Here is a 26,146-nt window from a genome sequence, read left to right as displayed (position 1 = left end):
AGCGCAAGAGTAATAGAAATACTCAATATTTACCATCGTTAACGGTTGACCCACACAAAACCACTGATATAATCCCCGGCCTCGGTAAGTCAGAGCCGATACAATTTAAATTTGCTAAATTGTATCTCATTACGTTATTACTAAATGTGTAATGAGCAATACTGACAAAAGAAGCAAAGGATATCGCACAAATACCAAATCGTATCAACGCACAGCGTTGATAGTGGTTTCGGAGCATAGCCTTCGAAACCAAGAATTAAAGCCAGAGTGGTGAAATTGGTAGACACACGGGATTCAAAATCCCGCGCCCTTAAAAGCGTGCCGGTTCGAGTCCGGCCTCTGGTACCAAATACAATCAATGACTTAAATCATTTATGTCATTTGCCTACAAGGCATACCATGTCTTGTAGTAGACCAGTAGTAAACACTGTTTTCGCTACTGGTCTTACCTCCCCAAACCTCTCTGCCTCAATAACCTATTGCGTACTCCCATTATGTACTAATGGCATTCACCAAAGATCAACATAACACGCAGCGACCCCAAGTGATCAACAATGCCATCAATGCCTTTGCAAATCCGATTTCATATATTTTAAATACTGTCAAGCCACCCAAGTGGCTAGAGGATAAAGCTTGAGTAACATACTAGTATTCCCATCGCTATCACTAAGGTAGCTCAACTTTATTTTAAATCGGAGGAAAAATTAGCATGAGAGCCATTATATTTATATGTTTTATAATTTCGGCAATGCCTATCAATGCTATAGCGTATGAGAAAAGCTTAAAAGTATCTGCGTTTGGCACAGTGTTTAGAGACGATAAAAAACTGTATCAAAGTGCGAGCTCTATAAACAGGCTTGCAAATGTAGGCAAAGAATACTCAATGGCGTTCCGGCTATATGACATGTCAGACTTACCCAGCAAAATTGATAGACTCGTATTTAGGCGTAACGGGGAAGAATTTGGTAATTCACTTTTTTTAACCCAAGCACCACCATACAACCAAGTAGTTGAATATTCCGTCACCGTATTTGATGCAAGTGGTTTTTTAAATCTGGGCTTAAAGGATCAGATGGATAAATCTAGGATCGGAGTAAATGCGGGAACAATTCAGTATGGTATGGGTTCATACCACCCATATAAAGGCTTTAAGGAAGTTGTTGGCAAAGTTGAGAGCGCAATTAAAAACATGCGTAATAACGGAAAAAAACAATTTGGCATAGCCTTTCACCCGGCGGCAAATAGAGGTTTTGATAGGGTTTCTTTTAACACAGGAAACTACCCTCTAGACCTACCACTAATATTAGACTTTAGTTTTAGCCATCGGTTTTATCACGATGGCGATGAAGATTTCACTATATCTTGGGATAAAGTACCCGGCGCTGCATACTATAAACTCTACACCCGAATTAATGGTAATTTAGTCTGCTATCGTGAAACCCGTTCTACGCATTATTCACGAGAGCTAAAAACGCGCTTCTTAAAAACATCACTTTATAAAGTAGTAGCTCTTGCCAGCGGAAATCCAAATCACTGCGCAAGCAACACCAACATAATTGCAGAAACTCAACCATCAACCTACTGCAATCAAAACCCACAATCAGTTCACTGTCGCTAATACATTTATCCTCATCAGAAAACGGCTTTGTTAAAAAGTCGTTTTTTATTAATCATTTCAACTTTTTTAGTTTTTAAAATTATTTTTTATCTAAACAAAAAAAGGGGTTTTTATTTATTTTTACAAACGCAAACATTCGGAAAACATTGAAGCAAAAACCAGCCTCTTTATTAAAAATCTCACCTACAAACTGGCTAATAAAGACTAGCACTTCTGACAACACAACCAACAGACATTGTCATTATGTAATATCCCACATGCATGTACAAATTTCGGCAAAAAGAAAAATAAAGGAGCACATATACGCGCGCATAGTCTCAAACCCTATTGTACTCGGCTATAAAAACCTTGTTTATCATCATAAAAATTCGGACATGAGTTTTATCGTGATTAAATAAAAAAATCTTTACCAAATATGACAAACTAAAAAATTGAACGTCATTTTTTACAAGGAGAGCAAAATGGCTGAGCATTATTTTTTATTTTGTGATCTAATAATGGGAGAAAAGATAAAACAGAGGAAGGTTTGAAAGAATTGACTATTTTCTTGCTAGCATTATTTACGAGTCTTTATTCAATTCCAGTAGCGCTTCCGAGCCTCACCTGAATTTAATTGACACACTCAAAAATTCGATTTAAAAAGCTACGAAACTTTAGATGCAGGCTCTTCTTCACCCAATGTAGCTACATATAAAATCATGAGCTTTCTTATGTATGAGGGCGACAAAAAACTCTATATAATTAGCGCTCTGATAAAAAAGGCTACTGCCTATAATCTCGTTACGTTTACTACTAAGGATATTTTATGAATAAACTAATATTAAAAGCCATCACCTCAGTTTCACTGGCTTTAATGGTATCAAACGCTAATGCAGCCTATGTGCATAGCGGATCTAGCACTATAACATATCTTTCTGTCTATAGTAGAAGTACAGCACCAGGGGATGTATTGATAAAGATTTCAAATCCGGCCCCTGAATGTGTTGATGGGTATTATGTGTTAGCTGATTCACCGGGAAAGGATCAAGTTCTTAGCCTGGCGCTATCAGCCTACCATGCAAAAAGAAAAATCCGAATTAATGGGTATGATGAGCCAAATTGGAGAGGGTCATCAAGCAACAATACATGTGAAATTGAAGGAATTAGCTTTACAGAATATTGATATAACAACACTTTCAAATTGAACTTTACTGCTGCGCTCAGGTTTAGATTGAAACCACGATATGCTCGCTTTGGTTACAGCGATTTAGCCCGGCGCTATGCATCAAGGTGGTGAAATGGGCAGCAGATCTCATAGGGAAAATATATGAATATTAAAGTTTATTATTTTATAGTTTTTTATTTGCTGTTTTCATCATGTGCTATTGCCAATGATGAAAACACAAAAGTGAATGTAGTAAAACACTATAATGCTCTAAAAGAGAAAACAAGTAGAGGAGAAAAAGTCAGAGTTATCACTACAGTCAAAAGCCTAGAAAAAGATCACTCATCCCCTAAAGCGCTACATTCAGTATTTCTTCATGCTCGCAACCTTTTCAAAAGCGATGGATTGAAAGCTCAAAAAGAACTTCCACGATTGGGTGTATTGGTTTTTGAGGTAGACGACCATGCACTGGACAGGCTTATTAAAAGTGGAGTTTTTGCGAGGATAGAGGAAGATATTCCTGAGCCACCCACCCTTGTTCAGTCAATCGACCACGTTGATGCTGATTTAGCGCATAATAGTGGTTTTACGGGTGACGGACAAGCTGTTGCAATTCTCGATACCGGTGTTGAACTTTCCCATCCGTTTTATTCTAATCGGCTCGTTGAAGAAGCTTGCTTTTCATCAAATACTTCTATTGCCACTAGCCTGTGCCCAAATGGTCAAGACGTGCAAGTTGGGGTTGATGCCGCGGGTGATTGCTCATCTAGAAGAATTACTAGTTGTGATCACGGTACTCATGTCGCTGGAATAGCAGCTGGAGCTAACGGAACAATGAGCGGGGTTGCTCCTAACGCAAGTATTGTGGCGGTACAGGTATTTTCAGAGTTCCCAGCAAGCTATTCAGGCTGTAAGGGTGTACGGTGTATTTTGTCTTATCGTTCCGATCAACTTGCCGCATTAGAGTGGATTCTAAATGATTCAACAACGAATAATATTGCCGCTATAAATATGAGTTTAGGTGGTGGTACTTACACTTCTGCATGTAATTCTGACATTAGAGCTAACGCTATTGAAGCTTTGAGGGATGCCGGCATTGCAACAGTGATATCCTCGGGGAATGATGGGAAACATAATTCAGTAGGGGCTCCCGGATGTATCTCAGCAGCCATTACGACAGGGAGCACATTTGATTCAAGGGATAGCATAAGTCTTTTCTCTAATAGTTCATCATTGGTCGACATTTTGGCTCCCGGTAGCTTTATTACGTCCTCTGTTGTGGGGGGAAGATACGGAGTTAAAAGTGGAACGTCGATGGCCGCCCCACATATAACAGGGGCATTTGCAGTTATGCGAGCAATTAACCCTAACGCGACAGTTGACGATATTGAAGCATCCTTAAGGGCCAATGGTGTGCCAATATTAGACACGGAGAATAATTTAACTTTCCCTAGGCTGGATTTATACACATCAGCGATATCTTTTGAAGGAGCACCAGTTGCTTCCCTAGATGAAGAATCGTATTCTGTAATTGTAAACAAAGAAACTGAGTTTACAGCATACTCATCATCAGATCCCAATAATAAACCACTGACATATATTTGGGACTTTGGAGATGGAGTCAGTAGCTACCAAACAAACACTGGAAATGTCCAACACACCTATAACGACACAGGAAGTTATAACATTATTTTATCTGTAACAAACGGCAATAAATACTCAGATCAAGACAGTGTAGCACCTGTTACCGTCTATGATCCCACGATTATATCGGTTATTGCTTCTAGTTTGCTTCAGTAAGTGTGGAGCCTTCTTGAATGGCCCTGTTAAGATAATTATGTCGTCTTTCACTTGCGAGCTATATGTTATTGGTAAAGAATTGCAAAACGCAACTTCAACCTAAAAAAATTATTCACAATTTTTTCAGCGAGCATATTTTTCAATATGCTCGCTCGTTAACATGATTAGTTAAAAAGGGATACATCGAAACATGAAAGTCCGACATCACTACTCTCGGCAAACACGTTTGTGAAGTCGATAATCTCTAACAGGTAGCTATCAGATGAGGATGAAATTGTAATTTCACCAAACTCCCGATCCACTTCAGTAGAGCTAAGCTCCTGAGAGTGGAATGATTCTGAACCGGAGAAAATTAACACGTCTGGATCACTGTCTTTATTGCCGAAGGTTTTCGTTAACTCCAGCGAGTATGTGCCTTCTGGGACTGCATTTAGCAACACAAGCCGTCGTACCCCAAAGCCAAACTCCAAACCGCCTATTGCGTCACCACATACATTTATACTTTCGCCAACGCCTAGTTCATTATAAAGGGGCAACGCATCTGCAAAGTCACCGTCATTTATTTCGCCGCTACCAAATTCATCAGTACCAAATATATCGTGTGAACGCAAAATATTTTCTAAAGCCTGCAACTGACTATCACTTAACTCGGATTTCAAAGCTTCGGTAAATAAAAATATACTGGTTCGAGCTTGGCTTAGGTTATAGATTTCTGAGTTCAACGCTTGGAATATAGCTTCTACGCCAAGATCAAGGTCATCATCATCAGTGGTATCTGCATCGACTATGTCAAAAATAATCTCTGCTACAGAATTAATACTATACCAACCTGGACGTACAGCATTTTGGTTTTCCAGTGAAAAGCTGGTTCCCATCGACTGCTGGTCGCCGTAACTGTCTCGGAACAAGTCTGACCCCGAAGACATTACTGCAAGCGCAAGCGCTAGACCTTCACCAAAAGCAACTCTCATATCGTGCTGACCATCAAATGGAACAGGAGCATTACTAATATCTGAACGAATAAGATTATCTTGCATGTAATGCATAACCTCATATTGAATAACTGTACTGTCGTATTCATCCGTATTTTGGTTTTCTTGACCAAGAATAAATATCGTCCCATCGATGTACTGTGTTGCACCTATTTCACCTATAGCAAAGTCCCCATCGTCAGTCGTATTATTTGGACTCCAGTTAAGTTCCAGTTCCCCGAAGTCAATATTGGCATCTAGATTTAATAACAGTTGGAGAGATTCATAGACTGAGTCAAGAATTGCAAAAGGTGCCGCGACCCTCTCTTCGCCATAACCACTCCCAGTCCAACCAGATGCGGCATGCAGATTGCGAGTGCTATCAGACGCACCTGAATTAATCAGTTCTCCTTGATGAGCATAGAGAGCCCCAAGTTCAGTATTATCGACAACACGAACATTCCATAAAGGCCCATCCTCTTGCAGCAACTGCGCAGATACGCTAACACGTATATCTATCTCGGGAGATGAAAGTAAGCTATAACTTCCTTCGTTATCTGTAATACCTGCACTAACCACTTCGCCTTCACTGTTAAGTAGTTGAACAGTGGCGCCACGAACTGGCAACTGCACAATAGCGTCATAATCCAAAGCACCATTTTCTTGCTGAGGCACGCGATCATAAGTAACAGAGCCACTAATGGTAACAGCGGTAGTTGGATCGGGAGCAGGAAGTATTGTAGGTGTGGGTGTAGGTGCTGGCGTTGGATCGGTTTCCGATACTGTGTCGGGAGGAACAACAAGAGTAGAAGAAGAATCTCGCCCTGCACCTCCACCACAACCAGTTAAAATACCTACAAATAAGAAAACAACAATCGCACTAAGTCTCATTGGTATTTGCCTTTTTTTATCTTATCTCAGATTGAGTCACAGACATTCGTACAAGATGGTAGTGGTATATAAAACTAAAAAAAACACATATGCAGAACGTCTAGAACGTTAGTATTAAAAAAAAAAGAATTGTTCATCTTTTTAAAAATATATTTTTCTAGCGTTTGTAGCGAAATAAATGCGAGGCAACATATTAAATGTCATCTAAAACATTAATATGCTTATACTTCTCCCCTTTAAGGTACTGACATATTTAATATTGAATAACCACAGATGAGAATGTCTGAATATCACAAGATATACAGTGAAAGAAAGTCAAATGATGGAACAACCCTTGAGCACTAAATAAATAAGCCGAAAGCAATCCCTCGACATTTACTAAAGTGACTGTTTTTTCGCTAAAAACCATTCAATGGCCGCTTTGATACTTTCTGGAAACCATGTACCAATCCTGGGATCCATTAGACTACCACCTAGATAAACCTCTTCTTCGGACGCATCTTTTACATATTGCCGAAGTATTTCTACCGTATTTTTTGAAGAAGAGTCGTTGAGAAGAACGACAGCCATGACCCTAGCCATTCCATCTTTTTTGGGGGACTTGATAAATGAAACTAACCTTTCTTCTTTATCGACAATATCACTTGCCCACAAAGCTCTTACAGCACTAGTTTGAACATGGAAGAACTGCGAATCTAAGAAAGGCTGAATTCTTTCAATTGAGTGATTCAATGACAGTATATATGAAGCCTCTAATGCTCCGTGCTGGCGAAAGAATCTATCAGCTTCTTGATCTGAGGCTGTTTCAGAAAGTATACCTACGGGCTCCTTTAAAGCATTGTTAATAATATCTAAGGCTTCTAATGAACATTTTAGACTATGCAGATGATTGAAAATACAGGTCTGCAACAGTTCATAGTCTTGAGGGTTAGCTTTAGCCCTATGAAGGCTATGTCTATAAGTAGCTGCGACACTGCCGTCGTGCATTACCTCATCTATGCCTGCAGTAGGTGTTGCGATAGAATATTTCTTGCCTTCATTTTTAAGAAATACATAAACCTTCTGCCCTTTTCTGTAGTTAAAGGGGTGATCATCTAATTCTGATGCCAACGAGGCTCTTTCATAGAGGTAGTAGTTTGAAACGCTAACCCTTTTCTTTGTTTTTTCTCCAGCTAAATGCTTAACTAGCTTCAACTTTAAAACGAAACGAGAGCTTTTAACTACTTCATACAACCCAAATACTGTTGATTTAGCGACCACTTCTTTATGCCAAGGCTCATTCCATGTATGAGCATATAATTTTGCACCACACAATAATAATAGAATGCCTAAAACACGCCTCACCGTCGACTCTCCTTAGTATTTTATTTAGTAAAAACAAAGACCGGAATTTCTTAAATTCAACTCAATAATTTTAAACTATAATATACGATCTTCCGCTATAAGATCCAGCAAGTGATTTGCGATAGCGAAGCAAGATGTTGCTGCTGGTGAAGGGGCATTACACACGTGAAGTGTGCGCCCAGTCCTTCGCAATAAAAAATCGTGAACCAATGTGCCGTCGTATAATACTGCTTGAGCACGAACACCTGAAGATTTTTTAGCTAAATCCTCTAGTTTCAACGATGGGCAGTATTTTTTGCACTCTTCAAGATATCTGCGCTTAGAAAGTGAATGACTAAATTCACTAATAGCTGCCTGCCAGTTATGCTTCATGACTTTCCAAAAACCATTAAACTTTAACATCTCAAACATATCTCGAAAACTTATGTCACTCCATGTATAACCTTCCCTTTTTAATGCAAGAACAGCGTTTGGCCCTACTGTCACTTGCCCATTTATAGTCGGTGTAAGATGGATTCCAAGAAAAGGCATTGTCGGATCGGGCACAGGATAAATCATATTTTTTACAATATGATTTTTTGCCGGTATCAATTCAAAATACTCACCGCGAAAAGGTATGATACGAAAGTCCAAATCCAACTTGCACATGCTTGCAAGCCTGTCCGCAAGTAATCCGCCACAAGCAATCAAATAATCACATGTATAACTACCATTATCAGTGTCAACGGATACTTTATCATTGGCCTCATCAATATCCATTGCTTGTGTTTCCAATTCAATATGATGGCCTTTGGAAACTAGTAACTCTGCTATCTTTAAGGTGATCGCGCAATAGTCTGTAATAGCACTTTCTCGTACATGCAACGCAGCAAGTCCTTCAATATTAGGTTCCAGTGCTTGAAATTCTTTTCTTATTAACCAGCGCGGCTGTATGCCATTAGCTTCACAGCGTGCTTTTAATTCTTTTAGACGCTCTACCTCAAGAGGGTTGGTCGCCACGATCAGTTTTCCACATCGATTAAACGGTATTTGGTGGAGTCGACAGAACTCTTCTATCATAGAGCCTCCCCGACGACAAAATTCGGCTTTCAAACTACCGGGCTGGTAGTAAACACCTGCGTGTACAACACCACTATTATTACCGGTTTGATGCTTAGCAAGCTGCGATTCTTTTTCTAGAATACGAATACTTTTTTGAGGAAATCTTTCAGCAAGTTTTAAGGCAGTTGCCAATCCGACGATACCTCCGCCAATAATAATGTAATCTGTTTTTTTACTCACAAACATTTACTCCGCCACTCAACTGCTGGTATTTGAGTGGGGCAAATGCACCCCGCTGACGCATTAGTACTCGATGCAATTGTATATTTTCTTCAAAAGGTGCACGACCATGAAGCCAAAAATGATTATTTAAAACAATAATACCTCCAATAGGGAGCGGTAACTGTTTTGTCCCCTTTGATACTTCCATAGACTGCGAAAGATCACGGAGAAATACTCCCTGTTCAATAGTTTTTGGCTGAATGAATTGATCAATAAAAGAAATACACAAGCCGAATTCATTATTAAAAAATAATGGTCTATAAACCTTATCATTGGCATTTTTAGAACTTGGTGCTTTGTATTCAAACGGCAATCGCCCAATCGGGTTATCTGCATAAGTGTCGATTTCCAACCAATCGTCCAGATGCAAAACCCTAGACTCACCACCTACAGCATGTTGTTGTGAAAATTTCATCATTAACAGCCAATCCGTTTGTTCATCAACAAACGTCCCATCAGTATGTAAGGTAAATAAGCGGTAGGCCTGGCGTAGATAAGAGTCGCTGTTATCGCTATGTTTAACAGAAAACTTCGCAAAAAAAGTTCCAGACATCGCATCATGATTCGCGGCTCCCAGCAGATGAGCAACTGCAGTTCCTAGTTTTATAAAGCCGTCATGATCAGTACAGGCGCTATTAAAGTTTATGGTAAAACCTCCGCTAGCGCGATCATATATTGTTTGCGTAATGATATGGAAAAATTCTTCTCCTAGGCTTTTTAATAGTTTGTCAGCCAAACAAAATCGAAGAAATGGAACATATTCCAAGCTTTGAATATCGATCGTCTTTACTTGATCGAGAAAATCCTCGATAACATCCGTTGTAAGTTCAATGCTTTTTAGCCTTGTATGGTGCTTATGTTTAGCAACATTGAACTTTCGGTTTGAGTAGTAGTTATTCTGTGGCGGCGTCTTTTTCATCATACTTCATTGTCTATTCATTCATAACAGGCATACTATCCATCAGTTGTATAATCTAATCTAATTGTTTATTATTTAGTTTTAATCGATTTATCTAATTAAAAATGTTAGATTCAAAACCCCTCAGATACTTTGTAGCTACTGCTGAAGAACGTCACTTCTCTCGCGCAGCAGATCGGCTCTTTGTCACTCAATCAGCCTTAAGCACACAAATACTAAACCTTGAAAAGTCGCTAGGAACCAAACTCCTTAACCGGAACAAGCGATCGTTGGTCACTCTGACAACAGCAGGTCAGTTATTCCTTGATGAAGCGAGAAAGGCATTAGCGCAAATTGACTATGCCGAACATATAGGAAAACGAGCAGGAAGAGGAGAAGTAGGACACATAAAGGTTGGGTACGTGGCATCAGCTGTATTTTCAGGCCTCTTGCCTAAAGTATTGCGCATATTTCATGAAAAATGGCCTGGGGTTACATTAAGTCTCCAAGAAATTACAACACCCAAACAGTATTCTGCAATATCTAGTCAACAATTAGACATAGGCTTTGTTAGGCCACACTCGCAACTTGATTCGAGAATTAAGACTAAAATACTTCATTACGAAGATTTGCGAGTCGCTTTAGCCTCTAACCATAAACTTGCGAGCATGAGTACCATAAGCGTTGACATGCTGCACACAGAATCCTTTATTGAGCCTCAGTTTGATGAGCCTGCAGGATTTGAACAGCAGGTAGCATTAATACTTGGCAACCAAGCTAAGCATAGAGTGACACATAAAACGCGAGACTTCTTAACGGCTGTAACGCTGGTGTCATCAGGCTACGGGGTAGCAATCGTTCCTAAGTCCGCTAGTAACTTATCGATTGATAACGTGGTATTTTTGCCACTTGAGAACAACACCATCCGCGCAGAGCTAGCAATTGCCTTTCGTGAAGACGAAACATCAGAAGCCGTTCTCAATATGGCTGATATCGCACAAAGCAGTTACCAATAGCACACAATACATTATATTAAATACGTGCCAACGTTATTTTAAACTTCCTGCTTGCAAAAAAAAATTTTAGAAGACAAAAAAGAAAACTAAATATTATAAATCATAATAAATCGAATTTACGTTTAATCATAAAAAAGATAAAAATAAAAACATTAATACACTAAGACTTACACTATGTTGTACTGCAAAAAAAGAAAAATAATATAACGTTTTATCAAAACATAATTATTTTAAATTGATTTTTAACTATATATAAGTGTTTTTCTTATTAGCTTTTATTAGTAGGCCACAAGTGGCTAACGAACCCATAACGTTTGTCAATGATAAAATCATAATTTTTTATTGGCTCAATAAAGCATTCAACTAGCCTGCCACTACCTGCCACTAAAAGGTGCATACATATATTTATTGCCACTTAATAATTCATTACAACTTAATGAATAAAATGAAAAATTCTTTTTTATTCATAGATAATATATTTAAAAAATAACATGCCGAACTTTCTTGGCTCGTATCCTACTTACAATATGCAGCTGTTGAACCTAATTATTACACCTTCTAATTTTTACAATATAGGCAATACTCATTTCTCTATGCACTAACAAAAGCAGCTTTAAATGCCAAAAGTTTAGTAGGAGTTAAGTGTATGTTAATTGCCATTAATCTGTTAATAGAGGTGATAGATAAATATTTAAAACAGTGAAAAGGGAGAAGACTATTATAAGGATTTCAAGACTTATGATATTTCCTAGCAAGAAAAGATATCAATGTAAACACTAGTAGTGGCGAGTATTAGCAATATCCATCAATCATTTATTAACTAATGTAGGAAGTGTGCGTCGTGTTCAATAATATCTCTCACAATCCCTTTAAAAGTCTAGGTAGGTTTAATCGCCAACAGGCGACTCCTTCCAACAACCAACCCAAAGCAGACTCTACGCAAACGCGGAAACCATTACCTAAATCAGACTTCAATGTCAACAAAATGCCTGCTGATGATAATTGTATTTATCATGGTCTCAATGAAGCTTTAGGCAATAATTCAGATCAGCAAGCTGTCAAGGGCTTAAAAAATTTTCTTAGAGCCTATGTAAATGAGAATCGAGCAGAGCTATCAACGAATCCATTTTTCGAAGGTAATGATGGTGTAACTGCACTTGATCAGTTGTTATCGCCTAAGGGGCATTGGAATAACGATCAAGGTGACCTACTTCTGTATATCGCTGCTCAAGCACTAGGTAGAGAGATACATGTTCTAGAAGAAAGTGATGGTCAATATAACCTAAAAGAAGCAATTCCCGCGCATAATAAAGATTTGCCTGGAGAAGATCGTCGCCCCGCTACAGGACAAACACAGTCACCTATTCTTTTCCTTCAAGGAAAAACTAGAGAAGGTCATGAGCACTATGACTTGCTCGAGCCTAAGGCGTATCGCCACTCTCCTACTCCTGCAGCTGCTGGCAAGTCAACACAAGCCAATTCATCTATTTCTTTGCCTGAGGCAACCAAGGCATATTTACCTTTTATCGAAAACAAGTTGCTCAGTAACACGGCCCTCAGTGAGGCTAATCTAGGCGAATTGCAGGGAGCATTAAAAAAATTGGAGACACTATTTGATCGGTATGATAGTGCAGTCACACAAATAGATTCAAGCGATAAGAAAAACAGATTCACCCAACGTTTAAATAGACAGTCAAACCCCTTGACACAAGCGCGCCAAACCAAACATGAAGTGGAAAATGAACTGGGCGCAGGAGGTCAAAAGAATTTCGGTGTGACACGCAGGGGGAAGCGTCAAGACGCACTTAAAGCAATTAATTTAATTAATGCGCGAATTAAAGCTGAGGTGAATCAGCGCCAACAGCAAGGTGAAAGCATCGATGCAAGCTTAACAGACACGATGGAGCAACTGTCTTCAAAGCTACAAAAACCAAATTTTCGACATAATGCAGAACAACTCAAGAAAGATATGTCGGCAGTTTCAACCAGTGTAAAGAGTGATACTACTCGCCCAGTTCAGGGCCCCTCTTCAGAAGCAGCTCGTCCCACTAAAGAAGAATTCGAAGCTCATAACAGTCCACTGGTTAGAGCAACGGAAAAATATGAGCCATTTATGAAAGATAAGCTAATGAACGGAGTCAATCTTAAAGATGCAAGCCCAGCTCAGCTGCATCAAGGGCTTCAAAAGTTCCAAGACATGCTGGACCGCTACAGCGAGGTAACCCAACAAATAGATAAAGGTGGCCGTAAAAATAATGCGGTACAAAAAAAACTGCGTGAACAAAAACATCAGATAGAAAATGATCTAGGTGATAATACCTACAAAAACCTTGGCATTAAGCACAGAGAAGGAAGGCTGGGAACAATGCGAAGTATGCACTTAATGTATAGCAGGATGACAACCGAGCTTGAAGCAAAAACAGGTGATACGGGGGTAACAGAAGAGTCACGTGAGCTTATGGGCAAGATTAGCCATAAATTAGATCACCCTAACTTTAAAATCGACTCTCATCAATTGCACAGATCCTTAGCTGGAATCTTGTCACGGCAAGAAGTTGGTGTCGAAAAGCCTGCGATAATGAAAGATATTATCGATGATGCGGCAAGCGCAATGAGCATGTTCAGCTCTGCAGGAAAAGGAGTAAATGCTAAAGCCTGGCAATCACAAGAAATCAATAATATTGTCAACGATGTCCAAACAAAACTGGACGCAATAAAAAGCACATTGAGTCCATCACTTACTGAGTCCGAGCTGGTTGGAAAAGGAATTGAAGCAAACGAAAACATTATGAGAGGTTATACCAAGCTCGCAGAGTACGCAGATGGTCAATTAGCAAAGGGGAATCTCAATAAAGAGACGACCGAAGCTCTCACGGTCTTGCGAGATACATCTCACTTGGCTTCACAAACTCATGAATCTGCTAAAGAATCGGGTATATTCTTAAAAGGAAGACTAGAGTTTGAAGACCGTCTTCCTTTACATGCTCGCGAGCGTAAAGGGACGGCGCCAACTCCCGCACTGGAACGTAGCTCTAACACCAAGGGAACTGTTGGCGTATCAGCAGGTTGGGATTTAAGGAAATTTGGCAGGGCAACACTATCTGAAGATGGTGAAAGTGTACGCCCCCATGGACTGCGAGCGTCAATAAAAGGGGCATACACAGGTGCACGCAAAAAAGTAGCGTATGTGGTTCGCGCTAATGACGCCAATCTATTTTCAGCAAACGTTACAAACTCATCTCATAAATTTGGTATTGATGGAGGCGTTGCTTTCAAGACCAAGGCCGTACAGGGTGCACTTGGAGAAATCAATCTTGGATTAACAGCGGATGGTAGTGTAAGTTATACAAAGCAAACAGGATCAGTCGCTTTGGGTTCAACACCGGCAACCGTTTTTGGTTCGCATCACGCACCTAAATTGTTAAATGGACAGGCGGCCGGTAGCCGCATTGGACTACTTGCGAAATTCACAGGTATTGATGATGCCTTCGGGACTCGTAAACTAAACAAGGTATCAGAAGTTACTCTAAAGCTGGGTTACAACAACGACGATCAAATAGCAGATGGTTTTCGCGCTTTATTTGGCAATAATGTAGAAACTATATATGACCGCAAAGGCAAGGGACCGCTGGCTGAGACATTTACCTCACCAGAGCTGAAAAGAAGTACCGTGGCAGATGGACATGAGACAAAAGGCGTTATGTCACAGCTACTACCCTCCCCTCTATGGGAGAGTAAAGAGTATCAAAGAGAGACTTGGGAGGGCCGTGGATCAGTTAAAGGAAGCGCAACAGCAGACGCGACAGGAAGCATACCCTTTATTCCGAAGTTTAAAGTGGGCGCAAAGGCTGGAATAGGAGGTTCATACAGTGTCGCCAATACTAGCCGAATTGTACGTTCCGCCAAGCTACCCCATGAGATGTTCAGTCCCGGCTTGAATTTATCGCCCAGGCGTTCCATGCAGTATGTGCAAGAATATTTTTCTCAAGCAAGCTCAGCAGATAAAACAATAGCAAAACCCATTGCTAATGCGATGGGTTTTGAAAACACTGCAGATTATTTTAAGGCAATAACCGACTCCTTTGGCGAAGGAGGCCCCAAAATAAGAAACATCAATAGTCAACAGTTAACCCAACGCTATAACGACTTTCAAAAAGACGTTAACCTTATTGATCAATTCTATCTCCAACCTCATAACTCAATTCGCCAAAAACAACTACCGCAAGTGCAAGCAGCAATCGAGCGAATTAATAATAATTTCGGCGCACAGCTACCTTCAATTGATGAGAGCAATATAAGTGAATTACAAGTTGCTACTAAAAAAGGGTATACCGAAAATTATCAGCGTTTCCAAGATACATCCGTTGCAATATTAGGTGGATTTTCCGCAGCCGGTGGCGCAATAAAATTGATGGCCAATGAACGAGCTGAAAACCCGCAGCAAAAAGCCATGTTAACAGAAGCTGCCGATAGCCTATTAGGATCTATTAATGATCAAGCTATGCCCTGGAACAGAAAAGAAATGTCTAATCGCGCTACCTATGTGCGACAAGTTGTGGCACCGAACTTTTCTCATGCAGTCACCACCAGCTTAAATGCAGAAGCAAGAGTATTCCATGGTAGGCACGGAGGTGAATACAGTGTTTCAGGCATTGCAGATGATGGTGCAGGCGCTATTTTATCGGCTAATTCTCCGGGGACTGGCTTCAATGTGAATCAAAGTAAAACCACTACCACACTGCCAGATACCGTGACAGATCCAGGTCAAACAGGTATCACACGCAATACCGTAACCACCCATCAAAAACTAACCGGCCCATTCCGAGATTTTAGAAAGGCAGACACGCTAAAGGGTAAGTTAAGAGAAGCAGCTTTACAATTGGCGACCAGCAAACAAGAAATCGATTATTTACAAACAAGGAAAAAAACACAAGCTTACACAGCAAAACCCGATGATCCTATAAAAAGAGCTCGCGAGTTTACAGCTTATCGCTCCACTGCCACCAAGGAAGAACGAAGTGTAGGAGTAAATTTAAGCGGCGCAGTTCCCACCCCCTTACCTATTAAAGTTAATTTAGGTATCGGCAGAACCCAAGGTAAAAATGACTATACTCTTGACGGTTTTACTTATGGAAATGATGTGGGTGCAATGGCTATCATTGGCGAAAAAATCTTTAAAGACCATGACATCGATATGAAAAAAGTGGCAGATTTCATAGCCGCAAGTCAGCAAGAAGGTGGCCCAGTATTTGACTTTATTGATCGTATGGATAACCGTTTTGCAGAAGGAATATTGGGTGACAAACAATACGACCACATGTCTGCGATCCTATCTAAATTTAGAAACGCAGGCTTCGTAGAAGGATCAGTTGATGGTCAACAAAGCTTAAAACACCCTGTATTGAACGATGAAGGTATGGCAACACCCGTATCTGAAGATCAATTACACAACAGTAAAGGGCAACCTCTAGATTTATCTACTGATAAAAAGTATATCGATCGCTCTGGCTTCTTCGGTTACGCGATTGCTCGTTACGATGAAGGATTAATACAGGACGCCTATAAACACTGGCAGTCGTACGAGCAGCCCTTCCCTAATATCTCTGAAATCGATGGTTTATTATCAAAGCCCGTGCCCGCCGAGATACAGCACAAAGACGACAACGGCCAGCCGATAGCACAGACTCGCCAACAATGGTTAAAGTCCGCATCAATGGAACAGCGCAAAGATTTTTATCAGAACGATCCTGAAGGTCAGCAAATGCTGTTTAATTATTTGAAAGTACTATCATTTTCAGCATCGCTTAATGATGTTATTTTCCAGAACAACAGTCATCGGATGATGCACGATACGGAGCAAGTAGAACATGTGAATGGTTTATTCGCTGCACCACCACAAGAACCGGTAGATACTATTCAGCGCCCACTTACGCAAGCAGAGGCACAAGCAATTCTAGATGATCCTAAGAAGATGCAAGAGCTACTGAATAACCCCATCGACTATACCGAAGAAGGGTTGATTGCTAAGGAGGTGCCTCTGCCTGCAGGGTCTTCCAATAGGGCAGCGGATCACATAGAAAGAGATCCAGCAAGAAGAAGGAGATAGTCATCGTTTAGACTAGGGCTTGTGGACACTACTATTAGTCTGGCGGCTAAATATATCGTCCCTTAAAACACAGCGCCGTTGTGCGAAACAGCTTGGTTTTAAGGAACTCGCGCGTGTCTATTGACACGCGGCTGAGTTTATTTTTCTACAGAGGTATTTCCATTAGTGCCAACAGGGCATAGATAGCTCTCAGGTTTATACTATTGGATAAATTGGGAGCACGTATGAGAAAACTCGCTAATAACACGCTTTAATAAAATAATAAGCAAGTAGCAGAGATACATTAAAATATTAATTCTCTTACTACAGAGCCTAAGATAATTTCTTATTAAATACTTTATTCTTTTTAGGTGTGCGCTGTTTAACAGCAATACGAAGTAGACGCTGGAAGGTGGGACACTCTAAATGGCTAGGTGCTGAGCATTTGGCCGCATGGCGAAGCCCATCACGTATACCAGTCAGTTTTCGAATGTGCTTATCGAGCTCATCGGCCTTCTCAGACAACTGCTGCCGGTCAATATTCGTTCCATCCACGGTCAACATACCGGCTATTTCCTGTAAAGAAAAACCAGCACTGCGACCAAGAGAAATCAATGCTAAGCGTTCTAAAACTTGGGCATCAAACAAGCGGCGTAAGCCTTTACGCCCAGTTGACTTAATTAGCCCCTTTTCTTCATAGAAACGCAAAGTGGCGCTTGGCAACCCCGAATATTTGGCAACCGTACCAATATCTAACGTTTTTGACTGTATCATATGCACTTGACTTAAAGTCGACTTCAAGTTGTATGCTATCTTATTCAAACGTCATCGATCAACAGTGTCAGTATAGATACGCTATCGCACATCTATCATAAAGACACAACACAACATGAGAGAATACTTATGGATGCAGACTTTTGGCATACCAAATGGGAGAAAAACGATATCGCCTTTCATGAAGGCAAAGCTAACACTATGCTAGTAAAGCATTTTGAGGCGCTTGATCTATCTGTAGGTAGCCGTATTTTTGTGCCCTTGTGCGGTAAAACCGTCGATATTCATTGGCTTTTATCGCAAGGCTATAACGTTGTTGGTGTGGAAATCAATGAAATGGCAATTCAACAACTATTTGATGACCTTCAATTGACACCGCAAATATCTGATGTCCCAGATCTTAAGCACTACAGTGCAAAAGATATTGATATTTTTGTTGGAGATGTATTTAAACTGACACCTCAGCTGCTAGCGAAAGTCGATGGTATTTATGATAGAGCTTCCCTAGTGGCGCTACCCGAAGAGACCCGTGAACAATACGCAATACACCTAATCCACATCACTCAAGCAGCCCCGCAATTGCTTATCAGCTTTGATTACGACCAAAGTTTACTAAATGGCCCACCCTTCTCGATTACAGAGACGGAAATACAGAGCCATTATAAAAAACACTACAATATAAAGTTAGTAGACAAAGTCGTGACACCTTATAAACTAAAAGATCAGTTTGCTGTTGATGAGTGTGTACGCATATTGACAAAAATCGGAACAAAGGATTAGGGGAAAAAATATTTTTTGGGCAAGATTCACACCTTATAGCTTTCAGTAGCATAGAGGAAGCTCAACGGTAATAGTAATAGTGGAAATTTCAGTTTCCTAAGTCTTAACTACGCCAGGTACACAATCTATTGAAAAGCTTTAAACCGGCAAATAATAGAAATTTTAGTTGCCGGTTTTTATCCTGATAGCCAACAGTATTAGCAATAAATTTATATCCATTTATACATAGCACTAATACTCAGTACTTAAGCCATACTGTCAATGGCGAATGGCATGGAAGATGTCCACAAACGATGGCTGTTTAAATATAGGAATACTTAAGTGAAGCTTTCTGGCTATTTCACTCGACGATATGATACCTCGAATAGAACGCTGTTCCACATCAATAACAAGGCAATGTTGTAAGCCGTTCTTTTGTAAAGTATCTACTACACTACCAATATTAGTATAGACGAGTTGCTCATAGTCTAGCGCTTTGATTGTATTCCGTTCTATCATCACATCAGCTACCCGTATCTCATTTCTAGGGACACCGGAGGCAACTAGTTGTATTATTCTTTGTGATGATAGATTGTCATAACTTAGTAAGCCAACAAACTCATCACTGCTATCAAGTACAACATTTAATTTAACCTGTGTTTTTTTTATCAGATCTTCGACATCAACCGCTTTAGCGTTACTGTCAATGACTAAAGGCTCGACCTTTGAAAAATCGGTGAATATTTCCAGTGCCGAAGAATCTAAATTTAGCCTGCTGCTATGTTCGTCATTAATAAGATGATCAATAGTATCAAGTTCATATAGTTCGAGAGGATTCATTTTAACACTCCAAAACATTTTTCATTTTTGCACAGCTTTACCTTTGAAAAAAATCAAGTAACCGTGCCGTTTATCTCAATATGTTTTTACAATAAATATTTAAATAACACATTAAGTATCACAAAAAATAAAACGCGAAATCGTGTTACAAAAAGATGTAAGGAGGTGCTCTAATAGAGAAATAAGTAGTAAGGAGATGAGAATAAATAGCCGAATTTATATAAGAAAGGTGAGCCTGATAGCGGCTGATATTATTTCTAATGTCAGCAAATATATACGTATCAGCATCGGCATCAGAAGAACAATCAGCATTTTCGTTTTCCTGCTCAAACCACGAGAATACATCAATATTTTTTTCAAAAGCACTACTACCTACACTGGAACCATAACCTGTGGATAGCAGTAAAAGAAACGATAGAAATATTAACAATTTAGACATCGTTAAGCCTAATAAAGCAAGAACTTACACACTATGACATTAGAGGCTGAGCCAAGTTTCATAGTCACGCGAATATCCTAAACCTAATTAACTAAAAAATAAAGCAAGCAACACACTAGATTATTAGCTGACAAACTAATGCTGGCCATTAATTAGTTCACAAATTAAGCAGATAAAATAATGTAACACATTAATTTTGTTGACATTTTGATATGATGTTCATCGCTTGTTAAGCATTATGAGTGCAATCTCAGCACAGTTATTCAACTCCAAAGTATTTAAAAGAAAAAGCTATGAAATTTAAGGCATTGATTATTATTGTATCACTCAACGCATGTTGGGCCGGTGCACATCCTGGTGGTGTCGATAAAAACGGCGGTCATGTAAACAAAAGCAACGGCGAGTATCATTGTCATCGTGATAGCTGCCGTAAAACTAGGCGGCAGGTGCTCAATGCAACCCAGGATGCAAGAAAAGAGAACCGCGCATTCTCAGTGATTTACCATCGCAAGCACTGGAAACATTGGTCTGATTTTGATGGGGACTGCATGAATACTAGACATGAGATCCTACAAGCACAAGCACAAGGTAAAGTAGAATTATCAGCTGATGGTTGCTCAGTGGTTAAAGGACTCTGGCATGATCCTTTTAGCGGAAAACAGTTGACTCAAGCTAGCGACTTAGATACAGATCATATTATTCCTTTAAAATGGGCAAATGACCATGGTGGAGCAACTTGGTCAAAAAAACTAAAAGAAGAATTTGCTAATGACCCTATTAATTTATTAGCAGTGGACGACGGGCTCAATCAATCTAAAGGTGCCAAAGGGCCAAATGAATGGATGCCTCCAAATCCATCTTTTCGCTGCAATTATATTAATATGTGGAACAAGGTTTTGAAGAAATATCCAGATTTACAAATGAGATCTAACGAAAAAAGAGTCTTCCAGAAACAGATAAACGCCTGTCGATCTTAAGTATTTAAAATCAACTTAGGGCCTGTTGGCCCTAGCCCATTTATTATCGAGTAAGAGCAAAGAGCTAATACCTTCTTACACTGTAAAAGCACTCGCATAGCTCTTGCAACCAAATAATATAAGGATTTTCCCAGCTGTGGACGAGCACAATGAATAAGTATTGATCAACAGCAACAAGCAGACTGAACATTACATACACACTCTGCATTAAAAATATACCAAACACCATTACTTTAGATAAAAGGATTAAGGCAGAGTTTCTCCACTCCCCCAAGTACTCATTAGCAGAACAAGCAGTTTACACCTATAAACATGCTAGTCACTGCAGCTTTACTTCTGGCACAAACTTTGTTTAAGCAGACACTTAGTAGATATCATCTTTAGCGTTCAACTTACCAATAAATATCAGCCGAATACCATCACTTTTCGTGCACCTGAAACTTTTATACTTAACACAGAGAATGTTTTAGGGTCTATATTCGTGATAAATATAATCACAACGATTTTAGAATAACGTAGAGCAAGATTTTGTTATCTTAACGAATAAATCGATCAGTAATTGCTTTGATACAAACAACCCATTCCATACAGCATATTTATAATCCACAATAGAAATTGATAGTTTATTTTTTAGAAGTGAACCTTACGAGATAGCAGTGAGAACATTAAGAAAAATTAAGAAAGCGAAAAAGTTACCAACTCAGTTGAGGTTTAAATTTTCTCTACAACAGTCATATCAGGAGTATCGCAAAACTTTATATCACACTTCTAATAACTTAGCTGTAAAACGAAGTGGTGCTAACTTTTCTAAAACTAACTAATATCGATCAATAATGATCAACTGAAACGTTTTTACTCCTCCAGATTTTCGCCTAGCTTTCTCAGACAGACTATAAAATAATAATTAAGAGAACGAATATTATCGAACTTAAACTACGATGGTAATACTACAACAGAGAACAACGAAAGCTTTCTAAGCATATAGGCCACGAACAAATACGGCGCTACAGAAAATCAAAGTATATTTTTTAACCTGCAACACATACACACTAAATATGGTCTTATATAAGACTAAAGGCGATTTATTACATTAATATTATATAGGTTACAAAGAATGCCAATATTTCATTGAAAAAGACATAAATGCTGAAAACTCAACCTTTATCAAAAAATCAACAAGAAATAAATACTTAATTTTAGTAATTTCCGATCAAGATCTCGATAATGCTAATGTTCTAATTTATTCGAAAATGAGCTTTATCCAATGACTTGCAAAATATCACAATTTGAAGCAGTATAATTTGTAACTAACTCATGAAGATACTAATAAACAACTCAGCGAAAAATACTTAAAACATAGTTTTTAATAATTTTATTGGCTGATACAAGTACGAAAAATTAACGTTACTTAACATCCCTTTGGGAGATACCACAACAATAAAATACAAACAATATATAGTAGTACAAAATCACGAGCTTAAACCGATATCTGGACGCCATTCTAATATTGTTACAATCCCTTACAGAATGTTACTTGTTTAAATGATTAGCTACGAATATATTCCCATCAAATAATTACAATATGTATATCCTCAAATTTCATTCTTTGCATTTTATTTTGTCGCTAACTGTATTATGTAATTTTTTGTGACGGAAAATATCGATAATTTGATGATTAATGAAATCTAACAATTAAATTGCACTTTTTTAAATTTGAACTATAAGGCAAACCAAAATTTTTCGGAGTTTACAATCGGTTTCAATCTCGATAATTAATCGACATGTGAGAAAGCCAGAAGTGATTAAATAGTGAATACCTGACAATATTTCTATACGAATATATATTTATTGATTTATTATAAAAAAGTATATACTTTCGCGATCATATGTATTTATACGTAATAAGCAACAATACCACCTGGATGAGCCACAACGCAAAAATATCTTTCAATCATATCGATTTAATAAGCCTTATTATGGAGATATTTCTATGACTAAGTCTCTACTTTTTACAATACTGATTTTAAGTAGCATAAAAGTTGTAGCGCACAGTATGTTTTTTCATCCCAGCATAGAAAATATCACCCTAGATAAGAAAGCCTTAGTTTCTCTTAAGTCAAGAGTGCAAAGAACATATTCCAATCAGCTGCAGTGGTATTCTGACTCAATATACAAAGGAAAAATCAAGGCCAACCAATTAGAGTTCGGGGTTAGGTTTGCCGGCCCGGTGGATGGTGAGGTTGTTATCCTTTTACATGGCTTTGCACAAACGTCATTTGCCTGGAGAGATCAGTTAGCGGCTTTAGGCGCAGCTGGTTATTTTGCAATTGCACCAACTCAGCGCGGTTATTCGCCTAAAGCCAGACCTTCTGATGTCGAGGCATATAAGCTATCAGAACTTAGGAAAGACCTGATGGAAATTGTGGATAAACTAGATGCAGATAGTTTTCATCTAGTAGGCCACGATATTGGAGCAATTCTCGCCTGGCAATTAGCCGCACGCTATCCAAGTCGTATTCGCAGCCTATCAATTTTTTCTGCACCTCATATAGATCTATACAACACCAATGTTGACAATAGTAATTCATGTCAGTACCAGGCATCATCATACTTAGATTTGTTGACATCTCCTGAATCGGAGGATTTTCTTCTCGCGGATGACGGCGCTAAGCTACGCGCACTATATAACGATGAAATTGACAACGTAGCTATTGATGAGTACGTGTCATTGTTAAATAACAAAAAAACATTAAGTGCGGCATTGAATTGGTATCGTGCAAACACACAAGACCGTCATTTAATTAGCGAGCCAATAGGTAGTATTTCTGTACCTACACTATATGTTTGGGGAACAGAAGACTCTGCATTTTGCGGTGAACTCGCCGACAAAACCGATAGCCTAATCGCTTCAGAATACAACTTCAAAAAATTAAAGAATATTGGCCACTGGATACCAGAACAAGCATCACTGCGGGTCACTGTGGATCTATTATTTCATATTTGGTCGAATTAAACCGAATTGTATTAACATCGGAATATCAGAATAAATCGAAGCTACCTTTACCCTTCCTTCTCTATATATTGTCGTATTGTCTATTGTTACTATCTCTTAGATTTATTCCTCAGAATCATAAAAGACCTTAATGGATAAGACGAAAAGAAATAAAGTATATAGAAATCATAAGAAGTGCTTTTTTTACTACAACTACATCACCACGCTGCTTACATAACTAAAAGTAATTGTTCGCGTATGAGGTGTATAGATACTGGCGCTATAAAGAAGATAAGTGCAACAAAAAATAGAAACAATCAGCATCCTACGCTATGTTGAATATAGTTATATAAAAGAGACGCATATATCTACTAGATACTCTTTTTCACTCATTCTATCGGAGTAGCAGCGTGGAGTTTTTAACACAACTATCCATCAAGATAAGACTGTATTTAGGTTTCTCATTTGTCTTACTGTTGATGATTATTTTAACAGTACTGGGAATTCGCAAGGTCAACTTTATCGATGAGACTCTCACCGAAATTACCGATATAAATTCAGTCAAACAACGCTATGCTATTAACTTTCGGGGAAGCGTACACGATAGAGCGATTGCAATACGCGATGTAGCGTTGGCAAAAACCCCCAGCCAACTCAATAAATATGTTGGCGAAATTGAATCCTTAGAGCAATTCTATCGGACATCAGAGCAGGACATGGAAAAGATGATGGCCTCCGACGCGCATTTCACTTCGGAAGAAAAAAGCATCTTGTCTCGTATTAGCTCCATACAAAACAGCACTCTTCCCTTAATCTTAAATATCATCCAAGCAAGTCGCGATGGTGACAAAAGTTTAGCTCAGGACTTACTATTAGATAAAGCCAGACCCGCATTTATGGATTGGCTAGATGCTATAAATGAATTTATTGATTATCAGGAAAATGCCAATAGAACAGCAACGCCACTTGCACGCAATGTTGCTGGTGACTTTTCATCACTTATGATGACGCTGTCTTTAATTGCAATATTTATAGGTATTGTAGTAGCCAAATTAATTGAAGTAAGTTTACATAGATCATTAGGAGGAGAACCCTTCGATGCAGCTACCGCTCTATCTTCTATCGCTCAAGGAGACCTCACGACTAAAGTTAAGACTACGTACCCAGACAGTATGCTTGCATCGTTATGCTCAATGCGCAATAAACTCAGCACCACAGTATCTAGTATTATGGGAGCCTCTCATGAATTATCAGAACAAACTATGAATGTAGTCAATGGCTCCAAGAACGCATACGATGCAGCACAGTCGCAGCTAGAACTCACCACTCAAACCAAAGAACGTTTAGGAGACATGAGGTCAGGACTGGCAAATATTTCAGACATCGCTACTTTAACTGAAAAAAATTCACAAGAAACCACAACATTTGCCAAAGAAGGCAAAGAAAAAATTAATGAAAGTGCGACAGAAATGGAGCGTATTTCATGTACGGTTAATGAGACTGTCTCACAGGTGTTGCGATTAGAAGAAACCACGAAAGAAATAGGCAGTATTGTCAATGTTATTACGGGTATATCTGAGCAAACTAACTTGCTGGCTTTAAATGCCGCCATAGAAGCTGCACGCGCCGGCGAATCGGGACGAGGCTTCGCTGTTGTGGCTGATGAAGTGAGACAACTTGCTCAACGTACTGGAGAGGCAACGAATCAAATAGAAAATATGATTGCCGAAGTTCAAAAAGAGACATCAGCATCTGTTATGTCAATGGAAAAAACTCAACCTATTGTTGAACACGGCCTATCTCTTACCAAGGCAACCACAGATCTACTGCAAAAAATAGAACAACAAGCTACAGACTCACTCGCTAATGTTCAAAAAGTTGCAAGTGCTACGGGCGAGCAAGTATATTCGATTGAAGAAATAGCAAATACAATGGAACAAATAAATAACATGTCTGCCGAGTCTACCTCTTCTTTGCAAACTAATAATGAGGCAACAAAGTCTTTGTATCAACTGTCAAATAATTTAAAAGAAAATGTTAGTTACTTTACTGTCGATAGCTCTTCTTAAATCTTCATATAATCGTGAGCTAATGTAATTTGAAGTAAGTAAATTCTAATAAGTCCAGAGATATGTAGAATGGTTAATGAGCAGCACAAACACTCACTGCTCATTAAAAATGACTATCTGACCAATTAACACTAAATGTTAGGTAGGAAAAGGTTAATAGTAAAACAGCCCCTGTTTATTATATTACAGCAGTAGACTCTGATTTA

Annotated in this window: 16 protein-coding genes and 1 tRNA gene; 10 read left to right on the top strand and 7 right to left on the bottom strand. The window is 39.0% G+C overall.

Annotation, left to right across the window (positions count from 1 at the left end; genetic code table 11):
- The first annotated feature begins 261 nt into the window (after positions 1–261).
- The 4 genes from BVC89_RS10410 to BVC89_RS10395 all read left to right on the top strand — a co-directional run bounded on the left by BVC89_RS10410 (position 262) and on the right by BVC89_RS10395 (position 4,562).
- A tRNA-Leu gene (locus BVC89_RS10410) sits at positions 262–348 on the top strand.
- 361 nt (positions 349–709) lie between these two features.
- The gene (locus tag BVC89_RS10405; protein ID WP_086931135.1) at positions 710–1,618 is read left to right on the top strand and encodes a hypothetical protein; all 909 of its coding nucleotides are present in this window, start codon (positions 710–712) and stop codon (positions 1,616–1,618) included.
- A gap of 805 nt (positions 1,619–2,423) precedes the next feature.
- Entirely contained in the window at positions 2,424–2,780 is a 357-nt protein-coding gene (locus BVC89_RS10400; protein ID WP_086931134.1) for a hypothetical protein, read from the top strand.
- A gap of 144 nt (positions 2,781–2,924) precedes the next feature.
- Positions 2,925–4,562, top strand: coding sequence for a S8 family peptidase (locus tag BVC89_RS10395; RefSeq protein ID WP_086931133.1), 1,638 nt, complete (start codon positions 2,925–2,927; stop codon positions 4,560–4,562).
- A gap of 164 nt (positions 4,563–4,726) precedes the next feature.
- Here BVC89_RS10395 and BVC89_RS10390 read toward each other — a convergent pair whose 3' ends face one another.
- From BVC89_RS10390 to glaH, 4 genes are all read right to left on the bottom strand, one after another.
- Positions 4,727–6,424, bottom strand: a complete 1,698-nt coding sequence (locus BVC89_RS10390; RefSeq protein WP_086931132.1) for a carboxypeptidase-like regulatory domain-containing protein — start codon at positions 6,422–6,424, stop codon at positions 4,727–4,729.
- A gap of 378 nt (positions 6,425–6,802) precedes the next feature.
- Positions 6,803–7,768: a hypothetical protein gene (locus tag BVC89_RS10385; RefSeq protein WP_086931131.1), complete on the bottom strand. Its 966-nt coding sequence runs from the start codon at positions 7,766–7,768 to the stop codon at positions 6,803–6,805.
- 75 nt (positions 7,769–7,843) lie between these two features.
- The gene (gene lhgO, locus BVC89_RS10380; protein ID WP_245929369.1) at positions 7,844–9,049 is read right to left on the bottom strand and encodes an L-2-hydroxyglutarate oxidase; all 1,206 of its coding nucleotides are present in this window, start codon (positions 9,047–9,049) and stop codon (positions 7,844–7,846) included.
- The gene (gene glaH / locus BVC89_RS10375; protein WP_086931129.1) at positions 9,042–10,013 is read right to left on the bottom strand and encodes a glutarate dioxygenase GlaH; all 972 of its coding nucleotides are present in this window, start codon (positions 10,011–10,013) and stop codon (positions 9,042–9,044) included. The genes lhgO and glaH overlap by 8 nt, the downstream gene beginning before the upstream one ends.
- A 101-nt stretch (positions 10,014–10,114) precedes the next feature.
- On the opposite strand from glaH, the gene BVC89_RS10370 reads away from it, so the two are divergent.
- Positions 10,115–11,005, top strand: coding sequence for a LysR substrate-binding domain-containing protein (locus BVC89_RS10370; RefSeq protein ID WP_086931128.1), 891 nt, complete (start codon positions 10,115–10,117; stop codon positions 11,003–11,005).
- An 841-nt stretch (positions 11,006–11,846) separates the two neighbouring features.
- On the top strand, positions 11,847–17,111 hold the full coding sequence (locus tag BVC89_RS10365; RefSeq protein WP_086931127.1) for an OTU domain-containing protein: 5,265 nt from the start codon (positions 11,847–11,849) through the stop codon (positions 17,109–17,111).
- A gap of 312 nt (positions 17,112–17,423) precedes the next feature.
- Here the strand turns inward: BVC89_RS10365 and BVC89_RS10360 are convergent, their stop codons facing one another.
- Positions 17,424–17,864 carry a helix-turn-helix domain-containing protein gene (locus BVC89_RS10360; protein WP_086931126.1) on the bottom strand — a complete coding sequence of 147 codons (441 nt, stop codon included), beginning with the start codon at positions 17,862–17,864 and terminating at the stop codon, positions 17,424–17,426.
- Positions 17,865–17,993: 129 nt separating this feature from the next.
- Between BVC89_RS10360 and tmpT the strand changes: the two genes are divergently transcribed.
- Positions 17,994–18,644 carry a thiopurine S-methyltransferase gene (gene tmpT, locus BVC89_RS10355; protein ID WP_086931125.1) on the top strand — a complete coding sequence of 217 codons (651 nt, stop codon included), beginning with the start codon at positions 17,994–17,996 and terminating at the stop codon, positions 18,642–18,644.
- A 258-nt stretch (positions 18,645–18,902) separates the two neighbouring features.
- Here the strand turns inward: tmpT and BVC89_RS10350 are convergent, their stop codons facing one another.
- Both BVC89_RS10350 and BVC89_RS10345 read right to left on the bottom strand, forming a co-directional pair.
- Positions 18,903–19,463, bottom strand: a complete 561-nt coding sequence (locus tag BVC89_RS10350) for a CBS domain-containing protein (RefSeq protein ID WP_086931124.1) — start codon at positions 19,461–19,463, stop codon at positions 18,903–18,905.
- Positions 19,464–19,608: 145 nt separating this feature from the next.
- Positions 19,609–19,902: a hypothetical protein gene (locus tag BVC89_RS10345; protein ID WP_086931123.1), complete on the bottom strand. Its 294-nt coding sequence runs from the start codon at positions 19,900–19,902 to the stop codon at positions 19,609–19,611.
- A gap of 293 nt (positions 19,903–20,195) precedes the next feature.
- Here BVC89_RS10345 and BVC89_RS10340 point away from each other — a divergent pair, with 293 nt between their 5' ends.
- The 3 genes from BVC89_RS10340 to BVC89_RS10330 all read left to right on the top strand — a co-directional run bounded on the left by BVC89_RS10340 (position 20,196) and on the right by BVC89_RS10330 (position 25,940).
- On the top strand, positions 20,196–20,879 hold the full coding sequence (locus tag BVC89_RS10340; RefSeq protein ID WP_086931122.1) for an HNH endonuclease: 684 nt from the start codon (positions 20,196–20,198) through the stop codon (positions 20,877–20,879).
- 1,990 nt (positions 20,880–22,869) lie between these two features.
- Positions 22,870–23,892 carry an alpha/beta fold hydrolase gene (locus BVC89_RS10335; protein WP_086931121.1) on the top strand — a complete coding sequence of 341 codons (1,023 nt, stop codon included), beginning with the start codon at positions 22,870–22,872 and terminating at the stop codon, positions 23,890–23,892.
- Positions 23,893–24,281: 389 nt separating this feature from the next.
- On the top strand, positions 24,282–25,940 hold the full coding sequence (locus tag BVC89_RS10330; protein WP_086931120.1) for a methyl-accepting chemotaxis protein: 1,659 nt from the start codon (positions 24,282–24,284) through the stop codon (positions 25,938–25,940).
- The last annotated feature ends 206 nt before the right edge of the window (positions 25,941–26,146 follow it).

The organism is Agarilytica rhodophyticola (assembly GCF_002157225.2).
In the GTDB taxonomy this organism is placed as follows: domain Bacteria; phylum Pseudomonadota; class Gammaproteobacteria; order Pseudomonadales; family Cellvibrionaceae; genus Agarilytica; species Agarilytica rhodophyticola.
This window is presented reverse-complemented; position numbering and strand designations above follow the sequence as displayed.

Coding starts and splice junctions, on each gene's coding strand:
- BVC89_RS10405 (WP_086931135.1), top strand. CDS start 710: ATGAGAGCCATTATATTTATATGTTTTATAATTTCGGCAATGCCTATC.
- BVC89_RS10400 (WP_086931134.1), top strand. CDS start 2,424: ATGAATAAACTAATATTAAAAGCCATCACCTCAGTTTCACTGGCTTTA.
- BVC89_RS10395 (WP_086931133.1), top strand. CDS start 2,925: ATGAATATTAAAGTTTATTATTTTATAGTTTTTTATTTGCTGTTTTCA.
- BVC89_RS10390 (WP_086931132.1), bottom strand. CDS start 6,424: ATGAGACTTAGTGCGATTGTTGTTTTCTTATTTGTAGGTATTTTAACT.
- glaH (WP_086931129.1), bottom strand. CDS start 10,013: ATGATGAAAAAGACGCCGCCACAGAATAACTACTACTCAAACCGAAAG.
- BVC89_RS10370 (WP_086931128.1), top strand. CDS start 10,115: ATGTTAGATTCAAAACCCCTCAGATACTTTGTAGCTACTGCTGAAGAA.
- BVC89_RS10360 (WP_086931126.1), bottom strand. CDS start 17,864: ATGATACAGTCAAAAACGTTAGATATTGGTACGGTTGCCAAATATTCG.
- tmpT (WP_086931125.1), top strand. CDS start 17,994: ATGGATGCAGACTTTTGGCATACCAAATGGGAGAAAAACGATATCGCC.
- BVC89_RS10350 (WP_086931124.1), bottom strand. CDS start 19,463: ATGAATCCTCTCGAACTATATGAACTTGATACTATTGATCATCTTATT.
- BVC89_RS10345 (WP_086931123.1), bottom strand. CDS start 19,902: ATGTCTAAATTGTTAATATTTCTATCGTTTCTTTTACTGCTATCCACA.
- BVC89_RS10340 (WP_086931122.1), top strand. CDS start 20,196: ATGAAATTTAAGGCATTGATTATTATTGTATCACTCAACGCATGTTGG.
- BVC89_RS10335 (WP_086931121.1), top strand. CDS start 22,870: ATGACTAAGTCTCTACTTTTTACAATACTGATTTTAAGTAGCATAAAA.